This window comes from Thalassotalea insulae (genome assembly GCF_030161395.1).
Lineage (GTDB): Bacteria > Pseudomonadota > Gammaproteobacteria > Enterobacterales > Alteromonadaceae > Thalassotalea_E > Thalassotalea_E insulae.
In genome coordinates, this window is the sequence record NZ_BSST01000001.1 from 354,525 (window position 1) to 372,004 (window position 17,480).

General features: G+C 39.7%; 15 protein-coding genes. 10 read left to right on the top strand and 5 right to left on the bottom strand.

Going from position 1 to position 17,480, the window contains the following annotated elements; genetic code table 11:
- The first annotated feature begins 25 nt into the window (after positions 1–25).
- The gene (locus tag QQK06_RS01660; RefSeq protein WP_284242820.1) at positions 26–628 is read left to right on the top strand and encodes a peptidylprolyl isomerase; all 603 of its coding nucleotides are present in this window, start codon (positions 26–28) and stop codon (positions 626–628) included.
- Positions 629–1,263: 635 nt separating this feature from the next.
- Here QQK06_RS01660 and QQK06_RS01665 read toward each other — a convergent pair.
- A complete protein-coding gene (locus tag QQK06_RS01665) occupies positions 1,264–2,649 on the bottom strand; it encodes a sensor histidine kinase (protein ID WP_284242821.1) in 1,386 nt (461 codons plus the stop codon).
- Between the two features lie 19 nt (positions 2,650–2,668).
- A complete protein-coding gene (locus tag QQK06_RS01670) occupies positions 2,669–3,343 on the bottom strand; it encodes a response regulator transcription factor (protein WP_284242822.1) in 675 nt (224 codons plus the stop codon).
- 178 nt (positions 3,344–3,521) lie between these two features.
- Between QQK06_RS01670 and QQK06_RS01675 the strand changes: the two genes are divergently transcribed.
- The 7 genes from QQK06_RS01675 to QQK06_RS01705 all read left to right on the top strand — a co-directional run bounded on the left by QQK06_RS01675 (position 3,522) and on the right by QQK06_RS01705 (position 11,297).
- The gene (locus QQK06_RS01675) at positions 3,522–5,261 is read left to right on the top strand and encodes an amidohydrolase (protein ID WP_284242824.1); all 1,740 of its coding nucleotides are present in this window, start codon (positions 3,522–3,524) and stop codon (positions 5,259–5,261) included.
- 244 nt (positions 5,262–5,505) lie between these two features.
- Complete coding sequence (locus QQK06_RS01680) at positions 5,506–6,141, top strand: hypothetical protein (RefSeq protein ID WP_284242826.1); 636 nt, start codon at positions 5,506–5,508, stop codon at positions 6,139–6,141.
- Positions 6,142–6,143: 2 nt separating this feature from the next.
- A complete protein-coding gene (locus tag QQK06_RS01685) occupies positions 6,144–6,986 on the top strand; it encodes a DUF3307 domain-containing protein (protein WP_284242828.1) in 843 nt (280 codons plus the stop codon).
- Between the two features lie 255 nt (positions 6,987–7,241).
- Positions 7,242–7,934, top strand: a complete 693-nt coding sequence (locus QQK06_RS01690; protein WP_284242830.1) for a winged helix-turn-helix transcriptional regulator — start codon at positions 7,242–7,244, stop codon at positions 7,932–7,934.
- Positions 7,935–8,061: 127 nt separating this feature from the next.
- Entirely contained in the window at positions 8,062–8,430 is a 369-nt protein-coding gene (locus QQK06_RS01695) for a DsrE family protein (RefSeq protein WP_284242832.1), read from the top strand.
- Between the two features lie 66 nt (positions 8,431–8,496).
- On the top strand, positions 8,497–8,715 hold the full coding sequence (locus tag QQK06_RS01700) for a hypothetical protein (protein WP_284242834.1): 219 nt from the start codon (positions 8,497–8,499) through the stop codon (positions 8,713–8,715).
- A 740-nt stretch (positions 8,716–9,455) separates the two neighbouring features.
- On the top strand, positions 9,456–11,297 hold the full coding sequence (locus QQK06_RS01705) for a hypothetical protein (RefSeq protein ID WP_284242836.1): 1,842 nt from the start codon (positions 9,456–9,458) through the stop codon (positions 11,295–11,297).
- A gap of 147 nt (positions 11,298–11,444) precedes the next feature.
- On the opposite strand, the gene gcvP is transcribed toward QQK06_RS01705, so the two are convergent.
- The 3 genes from gcvP to gcvT all read right to left on the bottom strand — a co-directional run bounded on the left by gcvP (position 11,445) and on the right by gcvT (position 15,978).
- Positions 11,445–14,336: an aminomethyl-transferring glycine dehydrogenase gene (gene gcvP / locus QQK06_RS01710; protein ID WP_284242837.1), complete on the bottom strand. Its 2,892-nt coding sequence runs from the start codon at positions 14,334–14,336 to the stop codon at positions 11,445–11,447.
- Between the two features lie 78 nt (positions 14,337–14,414).
- Positions 14,415–14,804 (bottom strand): glycine cleavage system protein GcvH, encoded by a 390-nt coding sequence (gene gcvH, locus QQK06_RS01715; protein ID WP_284242838.1) that lies wholly within the window; start codon positions 14,802–14,804, stop codon positions 14,415–14,417.
- 82 nt (positions 14,805–14,886) lie between these two features.
- On the bottom strand, positions 14,887–15,978 hold the full coding sequence (gene gcvT, locus QQK06_RS01720) for a glycine cleavage system aminomethyltransferase GcvT (RefSeq protein WP_284242839.1): 1,092 nt from the start codon (positions 15,976–15,978) through the stop codon (positions 14,887–14,889).
- Between the two features lie 391 nt (positions 15,979–16,369).
- Between gcvT and QQK06_RS01725 the strand changes: the two genes are divergently transcribed.
- A complete protein-coding gene (locus QQK06_RS01725; RefSeq protein WP_284242840.1) occupies positions 16,370–16,903 on the top strand; it encodes a hypothetical protein in 534 nt (177 codons plus the stop codon).
- Positions 16,904–17,030: 127 nt separating this feature from the next.
- Positions 17,031–17,477 carry a c-type cytochrome gene (locus QQK06_RS01730; RefSeq protein ID WP_284242841.1) on the top strand — a complete coding sequence of 149 codons (447 nt, stop codon included), beginning with the start codon at positions 17,031–17,033 and terminating at the stop codon, positions 17,475–17,477.
- Positions 17,478–17,480: the final 3 nt, after the last annotated feature.

A 17,480-nucleotide genomic window follows, 5' to 3' on the forward strand; every position in this document is an offset into this window, starting at 1 on the left:
TTGCATTCAGATAAAAGGTATTGATGTGATTAGAGTTTTATTAATTGTTATGAGTGTATTAACGTCGTGTCAATTGTTAGCGGCAGATGCTAAAGGGCAATACATTCAACCCGATAATTTATCTCCTAAAGTGCGCATGGAAACTTCGATGGGCAATGTCATTATTCAGCTCGATCGCTTTAGAGCCAAAATAACGGTTGATAACTTTTTAAGCTATGTTGCCCGCGGACAGTACGATAACACCCTGATCCACCGGGTTGAAGAAGGCTACCTTATTCAAGGTGGCGGCTTTATGACCGACTACACTGAAATTCAGCCCGACAAACCCATTTTCAATGAGTCCGGTAATGGCTTAAAAAACAAAGAAGGCACCATTGCCATGGCCAAACAGCTGAGCAATGCTCATTCGGCCACCAGTCAATTTTTTATTAACCTTAATGATAATAGCAACTTAGACCCTGGAAACTCTTGGGGCTATGCGGTATTTGGCGAAGTGATTGAAGGTTACGATATTATTGAAGCGATGTCACAAGTTGAGGTCGGTTACAGCGATAAATTAGGCTACCCAACCGTACCGAAAAAAATGATCACCATCAGAAGAGTAGTGATTCTGGAGCAAGATAATTAGCTGTAATAACCGTCAGATTACCAACGTTTCTATCCAACTTCTGACAAGGCTTTGCTCATTCCATGACTCACAGACATAAAACGCTACTGTGTATCGCAAAGCCTTCATTCAGTTAGTTAATCCCCTACAGTATGACTCAGACAATTGAACATTGACGTCCAATTGTCGGCTCAGGTGTCGTTAGTACTTCCCCATCGGTGCTAAAGATAAGGAAATTTAAATACTTTGATTAATTCAATTCATCGCTTATTTCGCTCGTAAAAAATCCACGCAAGCATAATAGCGACGATGACAAATAAACTAATATTAAACCCCATGTAAACTCTTAACTCCCTGCATTGAAAGCTTTTCAGTATCGCTGTAACACATGACTACAATTAGTCATGCTCTAGTGTCATATCATCTAGCCAGACTCTCCAATTAAGTAAAACTAAAACATAATAGGTGGCGTTTTAACGCCATATGAAACCTACAGGCAATAACTAACTGAAACATTAACCTAAACGATAGCTAACCTTTCTTACTGATCAAAAAGCAGACTTCCCCCTATTTACAGACAACATTGTTAAAGCGATATCACAAGTTGAGTTGGGTTACCGTGAAAACTAGGCTAGCTAATACCTGTTGTGAATTCATTAAGCGATCTCTTCGGGCTCAGTCGGCATAATGTCGTCAATTAAGCTATTAAAGAACACTTCGGCTTTAAATAGATGCGCACTTGTTGTTAGCTTGACCTGACAACCTAAATACTGCGCTATTTTTTCAACTAACACTAGCCCAACACCATAGCCATAATTTGCTGCCTCAGTTGGCTCTTGAGACAAATGATATTCTCGCGTTACGTCCAATTCATTTTCAACAACTAACGACTGTGTATTTAAAGTAATGATTACCCGGTTATTAGAACTATACTGGCAGGCATTACGCAATAAATTGTCCAGCATCATATCGAGCAACTCATAAGGAGCAAACAATTTTACCTGATGCTTTTTATCCACGATAAACGCCAACTCCTGTTGTTGAAACTGTGATTGACAGCGTACGATCAAATGTTCGATTAGCTCATCTAAAAAAAACAGTCGCTTTTCTATCTTTTGCAAAGGTTCGTCTTGTTTGTTGGCCTGCTCCGCCCGCCACAACAATAGCAATACCTGACGCAATTGTTTCATTTGTTGAATAGCTTTTTTCAATTTATTAAGTGTCTTGCTATCCTTGGCATTAATATCTTTACTGCCAGTTAGTACCGTTAGCCCGGCAGACATAATCGCTATCGGCGTGCTAAGTTCGTGACTTAAACTACTGAGAAATTGCTTTTCTCTATCAATCAATTTTTGCTGCTCAAACTGTAACTGACGTTGCGCCAGTAAACTATTTTGCAAATTTTTTGCGCTCGCCGTTAACTCTTCAAATGTTAAACGTTCGGGCACAGCCTGCGGCTTAATATCGCTCAGTTTGCTTGTCGCAACCTCGGTGATCCAATGGTGAAACACTTGCATTTGCTTAGTTATGTTTTTATTAATATGCACGCTATAGCAGACAACTCCCACGAACAAAATAAAGACAGAGAGTATAAAGAGCTGATGCCAGTTCTGATAAAACAAGGCATCGTTTTCCATATCAAAGATATGAACGACAAAAAACACTTTCCCCTTGGCTTGATGGTAATAAGGTAAGAGATAAACAAACTTACCTTGATATTGAAGACCATAGGTTTCGTTTAATGCAAGGCTTTTGCCTTGGTCAATTTCAAGCAAATCTCGATAGTGCTGCGGCAAATTTTCAATGCCCCAGTAGTACTCTTTCACCCCTAAATCATATTCTACTATTGGTTCAGACAATTGATAATGATCACTTAACACCTCAGCTTCATAGTGCATATAATAGTTTGTGGTATCATCCATAGCTTGATAACGACTAAATAACACCAGCAAGACAAATAGGATCACCAGCCCAAATAGAATCATGAAATAGCGCTGATTTAAATAACGATGCAGCGTTGTTGTTGGTTGACTAATGCTCATAAAAATTTCTTGTCGTTGACTAAATGGCTTCACGCAGTGCGATACCTGCTCCACGTACGGTATGTACCAAGGTACTTTCGTCCTGGCTATCAATTAAACTTCGTAACCGAAACACCAGCATTTTTACCATATCTTTACTGGGCTCTTGCTCCGGCCAAATAGTCTTTTCGATAGTCGAGCGAGTCACAATATTAGGGCTATGCTCAGCCAGTAAAATTAATAACTGCCATTGCGTTGGGGAGAGTTCAATTAATCGTCCGGCTCGACGCACGCTATGTTCTGTATAATTTATCACCAAATTGTTCAATTCAAATAATTGCACAGGTCTTTGCGGCACAATGCGTTTTGCCAATACCTGAATTCGAACAACCAGTTCTTCTAACTCAAAAGGTTTAGTTAAGTAATCATCTGCACCTGAAGAAAAACCACTTAATTTATCGACCAGTTGATCACGCGCGGTGAGAAAAATAACCGGAGTATTATTGCCAGAAGCCCTTAGTTTTTGGCAAACGCTAAAACCATTGAGTCGTGGCATACTGACATCGAGAATGATGACGTCGTAGCGGTTATTTTCAATAAGTGATAGTGCATTAACGCCATCAAAGGCGTAATCACATGCTATCGCGAGTGATTCTAAGTAATCGATAATCAGCTCCGCAAGATCGGCCTGATCTTCCACCAGTAACGCCAGCACGCCTACCTCCTAACATAACATTTCGCCAGTCACACCTTCACTTCTTATATAGTAAACAGTTGTGAACACAGCATACTGTCCTAAGGTTAACATAGACATAATGTGACCTTGTTACCTTTTGGTTACCTTGAATAGATTAGTATACCAACAACCTAACGTACGTTGTGGAGTATCAAAAATGACAAAACATATCAAACAAGCACTAGCAATCATATCATTGTTGCTGATGATATCTGTGTTCGGCTGTGGCAGTTCCGCCAATCGCGCCACAGAACCGGCAACAACGCAAACGCCTGACAACACCAATCAAACGGATATAGCTACCCTAGTGTTTAACAATGGAAAAATTTATACGGTTAATCCCCAGCAAGAATGGGCAGAATCAATTGCAATTAAAGGTAATGAAATCATCTTTGTTGGCAGTAATAGCGACGTAACGCCATATATTAATAGCTCAACTTCTGTTATCGATTTAGCAGGAAAAATGATGATGCCGGGATTTCATGATGTTCACATGCACCCAATTGAATCCGCCTCAGAGAACACCCATTTTTCTATCGACTTTGACGAAACCAACCCCGAAAACTATATTGACATCATCAGTAAGGCAGCCTTTGAAAACCCAGATGCAGATTGGTTAATTGGCTATGGCCATTCTATTTTTACATTGCTAGAATCTGCCCGTTCGCCCTTAGCAATCCTCGATGAAGCAGTGCCGGATCGTCCAGTGATCATTATGGAACAAACTTCTCATTCCATGTGGGTAAATTCCGTTGCATTAGCAATGGCAGGCATAGATAAAAATACTCCACATCCCACTGGCGGCAGAATTTTAAAAGATGAAGCAACCGGAGCGCTAAATGGTATCTTAATAGATAATGCCGGTAATATAGTGATGGATATAGCTATGGCACCAACCAGCGAAAGCTTACAAAACGATTATGATGGACTGGTTAATTATACTTTGCCTGAATTAGCCAAACATGGCATTACATCCATTAGTGACGCCCGCAGTTTCTGGCAGCGAGATGATCATAAAACCTGGCTGAAAGCGCAAGCACAAGATGCGCTTACCGCCCGAGTATCTGTTGGCTTATGGGCTTATCCACAAGCTGATGATGAACAACAAATTGAAGATTTAAAAGCGTTATATACTAACGACGCCGACAGTTTACTAAAATTTAATCAAATTAAACTCTACTCCGATGGCATTATTATTAATGCCACATCAGCGATGTTGGCTGCCTACGATATCGACTTACTTGGGATACCTGAAAACAAAGGCTTAAATTACTTCTCCCAACAACGTATCGAAAAATACTTAACTGCGTTAGAGCCTGTTGGTTTTGATTTTCATATGCATGCCATTGGTGATCGCGGGATCAGAGAAGCGCTTAATGCCGTAGAAAATGCCGGTTCTTCTCAAGGTCGTCATCGCCTCACTCATGTTGAGATCGTAGATAGTGCTGATATTTCAAGATTTGCCAAATTAAATGTTACTGCCGATGCTCAAGTTGCTGGCAACTTTACCAACCCAGAAAATTGGCATGAAAATGATGAATTAATTGGAGCAATTCGAGCAGATAATGCCGTACCGATTAAATCATTAGATGCTGCTGGTGCTCGTGTAACGTTAAGCAGTGACTGGAATGTCAGCTCTCTTAATCCTTTTATTGGTTTGCAAAACGCGGTTACCCGTGCGCCTCAAGAGTTAACTCTTACTAAAGCAATTCAAGCTTATACCATCAATAGCGCTTATGTGATGCGACAAGAGCAAAAAGTTGGCACTATCGAAGCCGGTAAACTGGCAGATCTCATTGTGTTAGATCGCAACTTATTTGCTATTGACGAGCACACCATAAACCAAACTCAAGTGCTTATGACGGTATTTGATGGCGAGATCATCTATCAGCAATAAAATGGATTAATCATCCATTCAACAATTTGGCTAATACGGGAGAGCTCATGTATTAGCCAAAGGCTAAAAAATCACTTAACAACGAAAAAGCTCACATAAAAAGTCGCTGTACAACAATCTAGTGTCCTAACTACCACAAATGCAACTAAATTCAATTGCCTTACCACAGGCAACTAAATATAGTTGCATTTGAATAAGCAATTGAATATAGTTGCCTATAGTAAAGGGCAAAAAGTGAACAATTATGATCGCAGTATTAACCGGAGATATAGTAAACTCGACTAAGATGTCTGACAAAGCGTATGCCGAAGTCATCGCTACCCTGAAGCACTTATTAGATCAGGCACACCAAAAGTATCAAGCCATAGGGGAAATTTATCGCGGTGATGAGTTTCAGATACAGTTTCCTAGACCTGCACATGCCCTAGAATGCAGCTTACTTATTAAGCTTGCGTTACACTTATCTAAAGCAACAACCAAACCTATTCAATGCACTTTATCGCTTGCCTATGGTGATCATAGTATTCTGGCCGACAAACCTAATACATCATCCGGCCCGGTATTTATTGATTCAGGAAGAGGTCTGACTAAAACGCAGCGTGGTGATATTTCAATCAAGTTAGCATCAGCAAATGATAACGAAGAGCTAAAGCTATTAACCGATTTTTTAAATCATCTGCTCAACCGACTCACAAAATCACAAGCCGAACTGCTATACCAGTACATAGAAAGTCACTACGCAGAGCATAAAAAAATTGCCGAACTTATCGGCACCACACGGCAAAATATCAGTAACCGACTTGCCAACATCGGTGCATTTTTAGTACGAGACTACATTGAAATCATCAATCATAAAGTGACCAATAACCTAGGTGAATAATAATGGAATTACTTTTACTGCTACTCACGGCCCACTTCATCGGAGATTTTTACCTGCAGCCGCTACCATGGATCCAATGTCGCAGTAAGCATCACATTAAATCCATCGGCTTGTGGAAACACGTATTAGTACATACCGTACTCAATAGCATAGTTTTTATCCTTGTGGACTCTACGATTTATCAAGCAACCTTAGCCCTTGGGGTAATAGCCATCAGCCACTTACTAACAGATTGTTGGAAGTCGTATCAAAAGGCTAACCTCGCATACTTCTTAGTCGATCAAATAATCCACTTGCTGATCATTGTCGGTGTCTGGACGCTTTTATCAGGTTTTACCCTAAATGAAATCACGCTATTTTTAACCAATATCGCAACAGTGAAAAACATCATCATTGCCATGGCTTACCTATTAGTATGCCGACCAGCATCGATTATCATTAGCATAGCACTGAAAAAACATACCGACAGCTTAGCCAAACACAGCAATGACATTGGGCAAAACTCGACGGTAGAAATAACAGAAACGTCAAAAGACAAAATTACCGTCACTATCAATGCCAGCAATCCTCTGCAAACTACAAATACCACCAATAATTTTGGCTTAAACTCGGCTGGCGCCTGGATAGGTTATATTGAACGTTGTCTGGCAATCTCTTTTGTCTTTATCGGGCAATTTAGCGCTATCGGGTTTTTAGTGGCGACTAAAACCATCTTTAGATTCGGCGATCTGACCAAAAACAAAGACATGATATTAACCGAATATATGATGCTCGGCACCTTATTAAGCTACGCCTTTGCACTACTGATTGGTTGGAGCGCAATGCAGATATATCAAGCACTATAATGAGAGCAATTCCCCGCAGGTGGATTAATACTAATGTATGCTAATCGGTCGGCCCCTTCTTTAAATTCAAGCATATTTTCCTTTTTTCAATACGCTTAAATGAGCTGTGCAGTCGCCATCGCGATAAACCACAGTCAAAATGATTCATTCTGCTCCCAATGATATGACAACTCGTGCTTTGACAAAGTTGAGCATTACCTATAATACGTTATATAAATAAGACTATTGAACAGCAAACACGATAAGGACTTACCTATGTTTGATTATGACGAAGCGTGCCCTATTTCAGTAGCAACCTCTATTCTTTGTGAAAAGTGGACGTTGCAAATTGTGCGCGAACTCTTCTTTGGGTCAACAAGGTATTCTGAAATTCAAAAGTATATTCCTAATTTATCCCCTTCGTTACTACGCACGCGACTGCGCTTACTGGAAGCAAAAGGCATCATATTTAGAAAACCCTGTACTACTGGCGGCCATTTTGAATATCATTTAACCCCCGCAGGCAAAGCATTAGCACCGGTACTTAATGAGCTAGGCCGTTGGGGAATGCGTTACGCCAATGAAGGGATGACAGACAAACAAAATGCAACACCAAGTCTGCTAAGAGATATCACCGGAGCAATAAACACAGACGAACTGCCATCGGGTGATACCGTCATTCAAATACAATTAACCGATATTGAACCTGACACTAAACATTATATTTATGTCCGTGGCGATACCGCGACTGAATGCTCACAAAACTTAGGCTTTGATGTTGACGTTTATATTACCGCCACCAGCAAAACATTAACTAAAATTTGGTACGGCGAGCTTGGCATTCACCAGGCGCTAAACAAAGATTTGATAAAAGTTGTCGGCCATTCTGTCTATACTAAGTCTCTCAGTAAATGGTTAGGCATAAGTTCATTTACAACAAATAATCCACAACCGTTTAAGGCCTGCTAAATTTACTTCAAAATTTGTAGTGAGTTACTACAAATTTTACCCTACATCTATTTGCCCTCTCCTCATATGCTTACCTTAACCAAGCAAGCTTGGTCTTAAAACTTAGTTAAATATCAGGAGCAAAGTGATGAACAACGAAACTAATGACTTAATTATTGTGATGACCAAAGGCATCTACGACGAAGTATCATCTGTAGGCCTAACCATTGCCAATGGCGCATTAACATCAGGAAAAACGGTGGGCTTATTTTTAACCAGCAGTGCCATTGACTTAGTAAGAAAAAATGGCCTAGACCACACCCATGTTCACCCAATGGAAAGTGCCAAAAGCCTGTTAGATGCTTTTATTGAAAGAGGCGGAGACATTTGGGCTTGCCCTCCCTGCACTACCGCACGAGGTTATGATCAAACTAGCCTAATTGACGGTGTACAAATTCAAGGGGCAAGCGTCATTATGGAGCGCATTAAAAATGGCGCGGCAACCTTAACGTTCTAGCCTATGTACTAGTAAAAATGTTCAGAATGCAACAACCAGCTTAGCAAAAGCAGACAAGGAAATTAGGTGTTAGATGACCTTGAATATGAAACCAAAAAAGCGAGCCTTAGCTCGCTTTTTGTTATTTTATATCAACCTGCATTTGCTGCTATTTTGGCGACCTTCTCGCTGATAATGTTCAAACCATTTCCAGTCGCTATAGAGGAGTCAATGAAACCAATGAGCCAAGAAACATTAAACAAGGCAATAATATTTTCATTGTCGTTTATATGGGCAATTCACTAGCTAATTAACAGGTGTCTAGTGAATTAGGGGAAGATCAGTGTTCTTGCCTAGCCATATTGCGGCGGTGGCCGCAGCACCCAGAGGGGCGTTACACGCCAAATGCCCCTCTGGACTCCCCGTGGCGCCCAAACAGCGGAATACTTTGATAATCAACTAGCGTAAGCCTCGATACCTGCCGATTTATCGTCCTTGAACAACGGCAGCCCTCGACATCCATGTCTCGGGTCGAGGCCTACCCTTGCTAGTTAATTATCAAACCGCTGACATGGGAAATGGCATCAATCGCCCCACTCACTTTCAAACAAACCTAATGCAAAGAACCGAACGATGAAAAACAAAAGAACTAGAACAGAGCATAAATTCTGCTTTGAAAAATGCTGAATGAAGAATCAATATCAGCTATTACTGGCAGGACGCCAGCAAAGTGAAGTAGCACATGGATGTGCTATCTGAACGTTAGCTCGAATATTGATGATGAATGAAGAAATACATTTTTCAGCAGCTCCGAGGGTTTCCAAAGGGAGGCCGGAGGCAGTCTCCCTTTGGGCGCAGTCGCCGCGGCGACAATTAAACTAAAATGAAAAACAAATATTCGAAGTATATAATTTTAATCTGATTCTATTAAATTTCATAATAAAAATAAATAGTTGCATAAAGAAGCAATCTATAACAGGATAGTTGTTGATTCTATTGCTTTTTTAGAATCAATTATCCCGTATAATCTAAAGGAGTAGAGACGAATGAAACTCAGCCAAGTTCTTTCAAGCCTAAATCAAGTAGAAAAATCAAAATTTATTTCCTGTCTAGATAAGCTATGTTTAACCGCTACTCCAACTGATAAACAACTAGCTAAGTCTGTCGAAAAAATTGATGGGCAAATTAAAAATGCATCGGGAAGTGAAATAACTTCACTTTTTTCTTTAGTTTCTTCTTACTACAAAACTGCTATGCAAGAACAGCTTGCTATGTCTAGTGCTCAAATAGGCCTATTAGTTAATATCTTAACTAGAGATGGAAATTCAATTGCCAGAACCTCGTGGATAGAGGCGTTATACGATAAAGAATGGAAGGCTCTTAAATTATCTTCCAAAGAAATTCAGAATGAAATTGATAGTAGTATTGAGGATGAATTTGCTAAAGGTAATTTGCTTAGCATCTATAAAGATTGTGTTTCCGTATCATTTACTAATGATGAAAAAAGTAATCGAGAATCTAAAATTACAGATGATGAAAGAACCATTCTTAATACATTGGCAGATAGGCTAAATATATCAATGGATGAAGCATCAGCCATAGAGCATTTAATAGATCCTGTTCCACAAAATAATGTTTTAGATGCTCTAAACGTTTTAAGAGAAATGGGAGTTCTTTTTATTAATCGTAAACGCTCAGAAGTTATGATCGCTGACGAAATAATAGCCATATTAAACGACATTCAAGGTAAAGAACTTGCCGACAAACATACATTAAGAATACTACGCAGCTTAAGTGACGCTGAGTTATCAAATATTTTAAAACATTATGGTAAAAAGATTAGAGGTGTGGAACGCACAGAGAAAATTCATACGATTATTCATTCTAGGCTATCAATACGGAATATCTTAAGTCGCGATCTATTTGCTATTTCCGATACACAAAATCAACGCAAAGAGCGACTTAAGACTTTGATTTCAGAATTAGAGTTAAACGTTGAAAAGATAGGAACAACGGTAGATGACAGAATTGATGTGATTATTAAGACTCTAAATCAATCAGCTAATGAAGAGTTTGAGCTTCTAAGTGCTGCAGGCTTCAAAGAAATGTATGCGACATTACAGATACATTTTCCCAAACTTGAAAAACTGTTACGTAATGAATTCGAAATTGAAGATCGAGAAGAAATTGATACAGATAAACTTAGAGCGTTAAGTATTACACCTATTGATATTTTATATTTACTAAGCAATGAGCAAATTAAAGTAGTTCGCGATAAAATGTCATTGTCTAAGCGAGGAAACCCAAGACAACTTATTTTAGAGTCTTTTGCGAACGCCAACGATAAACTTATTGAAAATTATTCAGAAGTAGCCTGTCGTGATTTAGCCTCACTGAAAGCAGCTGGTATAGAAATAGCAGAGGCAGACTTAGGTGTTAAGTTTGAAGAAATCACTAAAGAAATCTTTGAAAGCTTGAATTTGTTCGTTGATGAAGACTTAAGAAAAAGCATTAACACTTCAAAAGACAAAGCCGACATAATCATCTCATTGAGTGAAGATGATGTTATCATTGGTGAAGCAAAAACCTGTAAAAATGGAGACTTTGCAAAATATTCTTCAACTTCTAGACAAGTCAAAGCGTACGTGAATAGATGTGAAAATCAAGGTAAACGTGTAGCTCAGGTCTTGATAGTCGCTCCTAGTTTTTCTGATGACTTTATTGAAAGCGCTGAAATGGATACTGAGATTAATATTTCCTTACTTGAGGCAAAAGGTTTAAAGCAAATTTATGATGCATACAAAGCAAGGCGGAACCCTAAATTTTCAGCCAAACTACTGACAAAAGGCGGGCTATTAAAAGCAGAATTAATTGCTAAAAATATCTAAGTTATAATTGCTTAACCCTGAATCTATTTTGCGTTACCTTCACTTAGACATAAGCTTTCTAAATAATAATTCTAAACACATATCTATATAAACCACAAAAAAAGCGAGCCTAAGCTCGCTTTTTATTATTCCATATCAACTAGTTAACTAGTCTTTATAAGTATCCGTTGCCGGGCATGAACAGATCAGATTACGGTCGCCGTAGACATCGTCAATACGGTTAACTGTTGGCCAGAACTTGTTCGCTGCCGCCGCTGGCACTGGGAATACCGCCTCAGCAATTGAGTAACCACGGTTCCATTCACCTGTAACATCCGCCAAGGTATGCGGTGCATTGTGTAATGGGTTATCTTCTGCCGTCCACTCACCAGATTCCACTTTACGTACTTCGTCACGAATACAAACCATAGCTTCAATAAAGCGATCCAGTTCTGCTTTAGACTCAGACTCAGTTGGTTCAATCATGAAAGTACCCGCTACCGGGAATGACATGGTTGGTGCGTGGAAACCATAATCCATTAAGCGTTTTGCCATATCTACTTCGGTAATACCTGATTCCGCCTTGATTGGGCGTAAATCAATAATACATTCATGAGCAACACGGCCATTTTTACCGGTATATAAAATTGGGTAATGTTGGCTTAATTTCTTCGCTAAGTAGTTAGCGTTAGTGATCGCGTATTTAGTGGCATCAGTGACCCCTTTTCTACCTAATAACGCTATGTAAAGGTAAGAGATACATAAAATACCCGCACTACCGTATGGAGCGGCTGATACTGCGCCGTTACCTTTAGTTGCTTCATTCACCGTTACTAATGCGTGGTCTGGTAAAAATGGTGCTAAATGTGATTTAACGCCAATTGGCCCCATACCTGGACCACCACCACCGTGTGGAATAGCAAAGGTTTTGTGTAAGTTAAGGTGAGAAACGTCAGCACCAATGTGCCCTGGTGAGGTTAAGCCCACTTGCGCGTTCATGTTTGCGCCATCTAAGTACACTTGACCGCCATGCTGATGAACGATGTTACAAATTTCAGCAATAGTAGTTTCATATACACCGTGTGTTGATGGATAGGTGATCATGATACAAGATAAGTTGTCGGCCATTTCACTTGCTTTCGCGCGTAAATCGTCCATATCAACGTTACCTTCTTTATCACAGGCAACTACCACTACTTTCATGCCAACCATTTGCGCAGACGCTGGGTTAGTACCGTGTGCTGATGACGGGATCAAACAGATATTTCTGTGCCCTTCCCCGCGGCTTTCATGGTATTTATGAATCGCGATAAGACCGGCATATTCACCTTGTGCACCTGAGTTAGGTTGCATTGAAATATTATCGTAGCCAGTAAGCTCAACTAACCATTTACCTAGTTCGTCGATCATTTGCTTATAGCCCTGCGCTTGATCAAGCGGTGCAAACGGATGCATGTTAGCAAATTCAGGCCATGAAACTGGGATCATCTGCGCAGTGGCATTTAATTTCATGGTACAAGAACCTAATGAAATCATTGAATGGTTAAGCGCTAAATCTTTGTTTTCTAACTTTTTGATATAACGAAGCATTTCTGTTTCGCTATGGTATGAGTTAAAGACCGGATGAGTTAAAAACTCTGATTCACGTACTAAAGACTCAGGAATTGACGGGTATTCTAATACGCGTACTTCAGCGTCTAATAATTCAATATCTAAGCCGTGATCTTCACCGAATAAAATATCAAATAATGCGAACAGATCATCACGAGTAGTGGTTTCATCGATTGAAATGCTGATTTGGTTCGCTACGTCTGTGCGGAAGTTAACGCCTTTAGCTAATGCACGAGCAACAATTTCAGCTTTACGCTCTTCAGATAAATTAAAGGTTAAGGTATCGAAATAGCTGCCATGTAACGGTGTTAACCCTTTAGTGTTCGCCGCATGCGCTAAAATATCAGCAAAACGGTGAATACGTGTCGCGATAGTTTTTAAGCCTTGTGGACCGTGATAAACAGCGTAGAACGACGCCATATTCGCTAACAATACCTGTGCAGTACAAATATTAGAATTGGCTTTTTCACGGCGAATATGCTGTTCACGCGTTTGCATCGCCATACGTAATGCGTTGTTACCACGGGTATCTTTTGATACCCCGATAATACGGCCTGGCAATGAACGCTTATATTTATCTGAAGTGGTGAAAAATGCCGCGTGAGGACCACCGTAGCCCATAGGTACACCAAAACGCTGAGTAGAACCAATGACCGCGTCAGCACCTAATTCACCTGGCGCTTTTAATAAAACTAGGCTCATAATATCAGCAGCTACTGCAACAATACCTTTATTGTCATGTACTTTGGCAATTAATTCTGAAATATCACGTACTTCACCGGTCGCACTAGGGTATTGTAATAAGGCACCGAATACATCGTGATTTACCACATCGTCTGTTTCACCAAGGATGATATCAAAACCAAACATGGCGGCACGTTGTTTAACTACATCAATCGTTTGCGGGTAAACATCTGTTGAGATAAAAAACGCATTTGATTTTTTATTTTTCGATACACGTTTTGCTAACGCCATTGCCTCAGCAGCAGCCGTACCTTCATCAAGTAACGACGCAGAGGCTAAATCTAGCCCAGTTAAATCTAAACACATTTGCTGGAAGTTTAATAATGCTTCTAAACGACCTTGAGCAATTTCCGGCTGATATGGCGTATAAGCGGTGTACCAACCTGGATTTTCCAACACGTTACGTAAAATAACGTTTGGTGTTAAGGTGCCGTAATAACCTAAACCAATATAGCTGGTGTTAACTTTATTTAGGCTTGCAACCGCTTTTAAATCAGTTAACGCACTAACTTCTGTTTTACTTGGCTCAATGTTAGGCAGGTCAGCTAAGCGGATATCGCTTGGCACAATTTCATTAATTAAGGCATCAACAGACTCGGCACCAATGTCGTTTAACATTGCCTGCGTTTGCGCTTCATCTGGGCCGATATGACGGCGAATAAAATCTTGAGTTTGCTCTAATTCAAATAACGATTGAGTAGTCATAAAACAGCTTCACTATAAATGTATAAAAAGAAAGCCCCGAACTTGAGTTCAGGGCTTTAAATATTTGTTAATTAACGATTAGTCTTCGTCAATTGAGTTTTCGTAACCTTCTGCATCAAGTAATGCAGCAAGTTCGCTTTCATCTTCCAATTTAATTTTGAACATCCAGCCGTCGCCAAAAGCGTCTGAGTTAACCAACTCAGGTGAATCTTCTAAGTCTTCATTCACTTCAACAACTTCACCAGAAACCGGAGCATAAATATCAGAAGCCGCTTTAACAGATTCTGCTACAGCAACGTCGTCACCAGTGCTGACGCTTTCACCCACTTCAGGTAATTCAACAAAAACCATATCACCTAATAATTCTTGTGCATGTTCTGTAATACCTACAGTAACGATTCCGTCACCTTCATTACGTACCCATTCATGCGATGTTGCGTATCTTAATTCTGAAGGAATGTTGCTCATTTTTTTGTTCCTAATGTTTATGTATTATTATCAAATATTGGCTAATGCCCTACTCGTTTATCACTATAGAGCAAGTTAAAAATTAATCCAGCTGGCTTTTACCATTACGGACAAAGCTTGGCTTAACTACGTTAACTTTAACTAACTTTTTGCGCATTTCAACTTCTACCGTATCACCCACTTTAACACTACGTGGTACACGTGCCATGGCAATAGAATGTTGTAATGTTGGCGAGAAAGTACCTGAGGTGATCACACCTTCGCCGGCAGCAGAAATCACTTTTAATCCTGAACGTAATACGCCTTTATCAGTCATTACTAAGCCAACCAATTTTGGCTGATCGCCTGCTTCACGCTGCGCTGCTAGTACATCACGACCGATGAAGTTACGATCGCTTGGTTCCCAGCTTATCGTCCATGCCATGTTTGCCGCAAGTGGTGATACCGTTTCGTCCATATCTAAGCCGTATAAGTTCATACCCGCTTCTAAACGTAAGGTATCACGTGCGCCTAAACCACAAGGCTTAACACCGGCATCTAATAATTGTTGCCATAAATCTGCCGCTTGTTCTTGTGGTACCACAATCTCATAGCCGTTTTCACCCGTGTAACCAGTAGTGGCAATAAACAACTCACCGGCTTGTACACCAAAAAATGGCTTCATACCATCAACCGCTTGAGTTTGTTCAGCGGATAAAAGAGTGGCTACTTTTGCTTTAGCTTGAGGACCTTGTACAGCGATCATGCCAAATTCAGGACGTTCAGTAATGGTAATATCAAAACCTTCTGCTTGCTTGTTCATCCAAGCTAAGTCTTTTTCACGAGTAGCAGAGTTAACCACTAAGCGGTAATCGGTGTCAGTAAAAAAATAGATAATTAAATCATCAATCACACCGCCTTCGTCATTACACATGCCAGTGTAAAGCGCTTTACCGGCAACTTCTAATTTAGCGACGTCATTAATCACTAAACGACGTAAATACGCTTTGGCATCGCTACCTTTAACATCGACAATCGTCATATGAGACACATCAAACATCCCGGCATCAGTACGCACGGCGTGGTGTTCTTCAATTTGAGAACCATAATTGATCGGCATTTCCCAGCCATGGAAGTCAACCATTTTTGCGCCAGCTTCAAGGTGCTTAGCATGAAGTACGGTTTTATTTGTCATTGTTAAAGTTCCACTGTGATTGCATGAATAGCTGTTAGTTTAGACGCTAGCGCCAAAAGTAACGGCTGATTGTTTACAAAATTTGCGCGTAATTATAGCGGGACGATACCGTTGATTCAACAAATAAAAGCAGTGGTTTCAAATTTTAAACTAGTAAAATAACAATATAAAAATTTAATTCGGATAATTTAGATATATAAAAATTTTACTCAGATTGATATTTGATAAATAAAAGCCAACCAAACAAAATTGCCCTAAACGCCGCGCTTTATGATTAAGCCATCTGATAAATATCTTATTTAGCTGCTAAAATTGACTTTATACATAGAAGAAATTTGCAAAATTTGCGTTGGTAAACCAACACAAGGGTATCAATAAAAGGCAGTGAATAATGAGCAACTCTGCAATACAAAGATTAATTGAGTCGGCAACACATCAAGATACGGTAGATCTTAAAGCTATTTGCCAATCGTTACACATTCGAGTGGTCTTAGATGAGCAATTACAGGATTATTGTAAAATTGGTATCGACGTGGATGAAAAGCTCACCATTTGGCTGAATACAAAAATAGATAAAAAGACCAAGTTTACCTTTGTCGCAATTGCCACCGCAGAATGGTTGATCCATCCTGACAGAGTGAAAGACCAAGGAGTAAGTTACGACATCTTCTTTTTACGAGAACTCACCAACTATAAAGCATCAAAGCTTATTATGCTCGCCACCCGGTTAGCCGTACCTGAACATATTATTGAAAAACTCTCGGATGCATTAGAAGTGCAATTTACGAAAAACGATGCCGCCGATAACTTTGACAGTGATGCTTATATCGAAAACTCCGATTATTTACCTGAATTTTTACGCTGTGTGATCAAAGTAAGTTCCAGCATCTTTTTACTGGATAACTTATCTTCCAAGTTTGAATAGGCTGTGCGCGCTTTATCAAGCATAAGACATCATTGATACATACCTTCCATTCTTTATAAAAATCAGATTTTTAGTCTATGGTTGATATATAGCGTTAATTGTCAAACATATTGAAAAGGAAGTGAACATGAAATATTTGGTGAGCGGAGTTTTTTTTCTTTGTCTATTGTTAATTGTCAGCTGTGATAAAGGGGCTGATTCTCCTCGGGGCTTTAGTCTCCCACATGGTGACGCTGACTTAGGCAAACAAGTGTTTATTAAATATCAATGCAGTGGCTGTCATCAAATAGATGATATAACACAGCCACAAGAAGCCGAATTTTCCATTCGACTAGGCGGAAAAACCACGCAGGTAAAAACTTATGCTGAACTGGTAACGTCAGTGATCAACCCATCACATAAATTTGCCCGAGGTTATCCGCTATCTAAGATACAACAAGATGGCACATCTAAAATGAAAGTATTTAACGATGTGATGACTATCACTGAACTCATTAATCTGGTTGCCTTTATTCAGCCACATTATGAGTTAATGCCATATAAAAATACCAACTACCAGTATTACACCTATTAATAC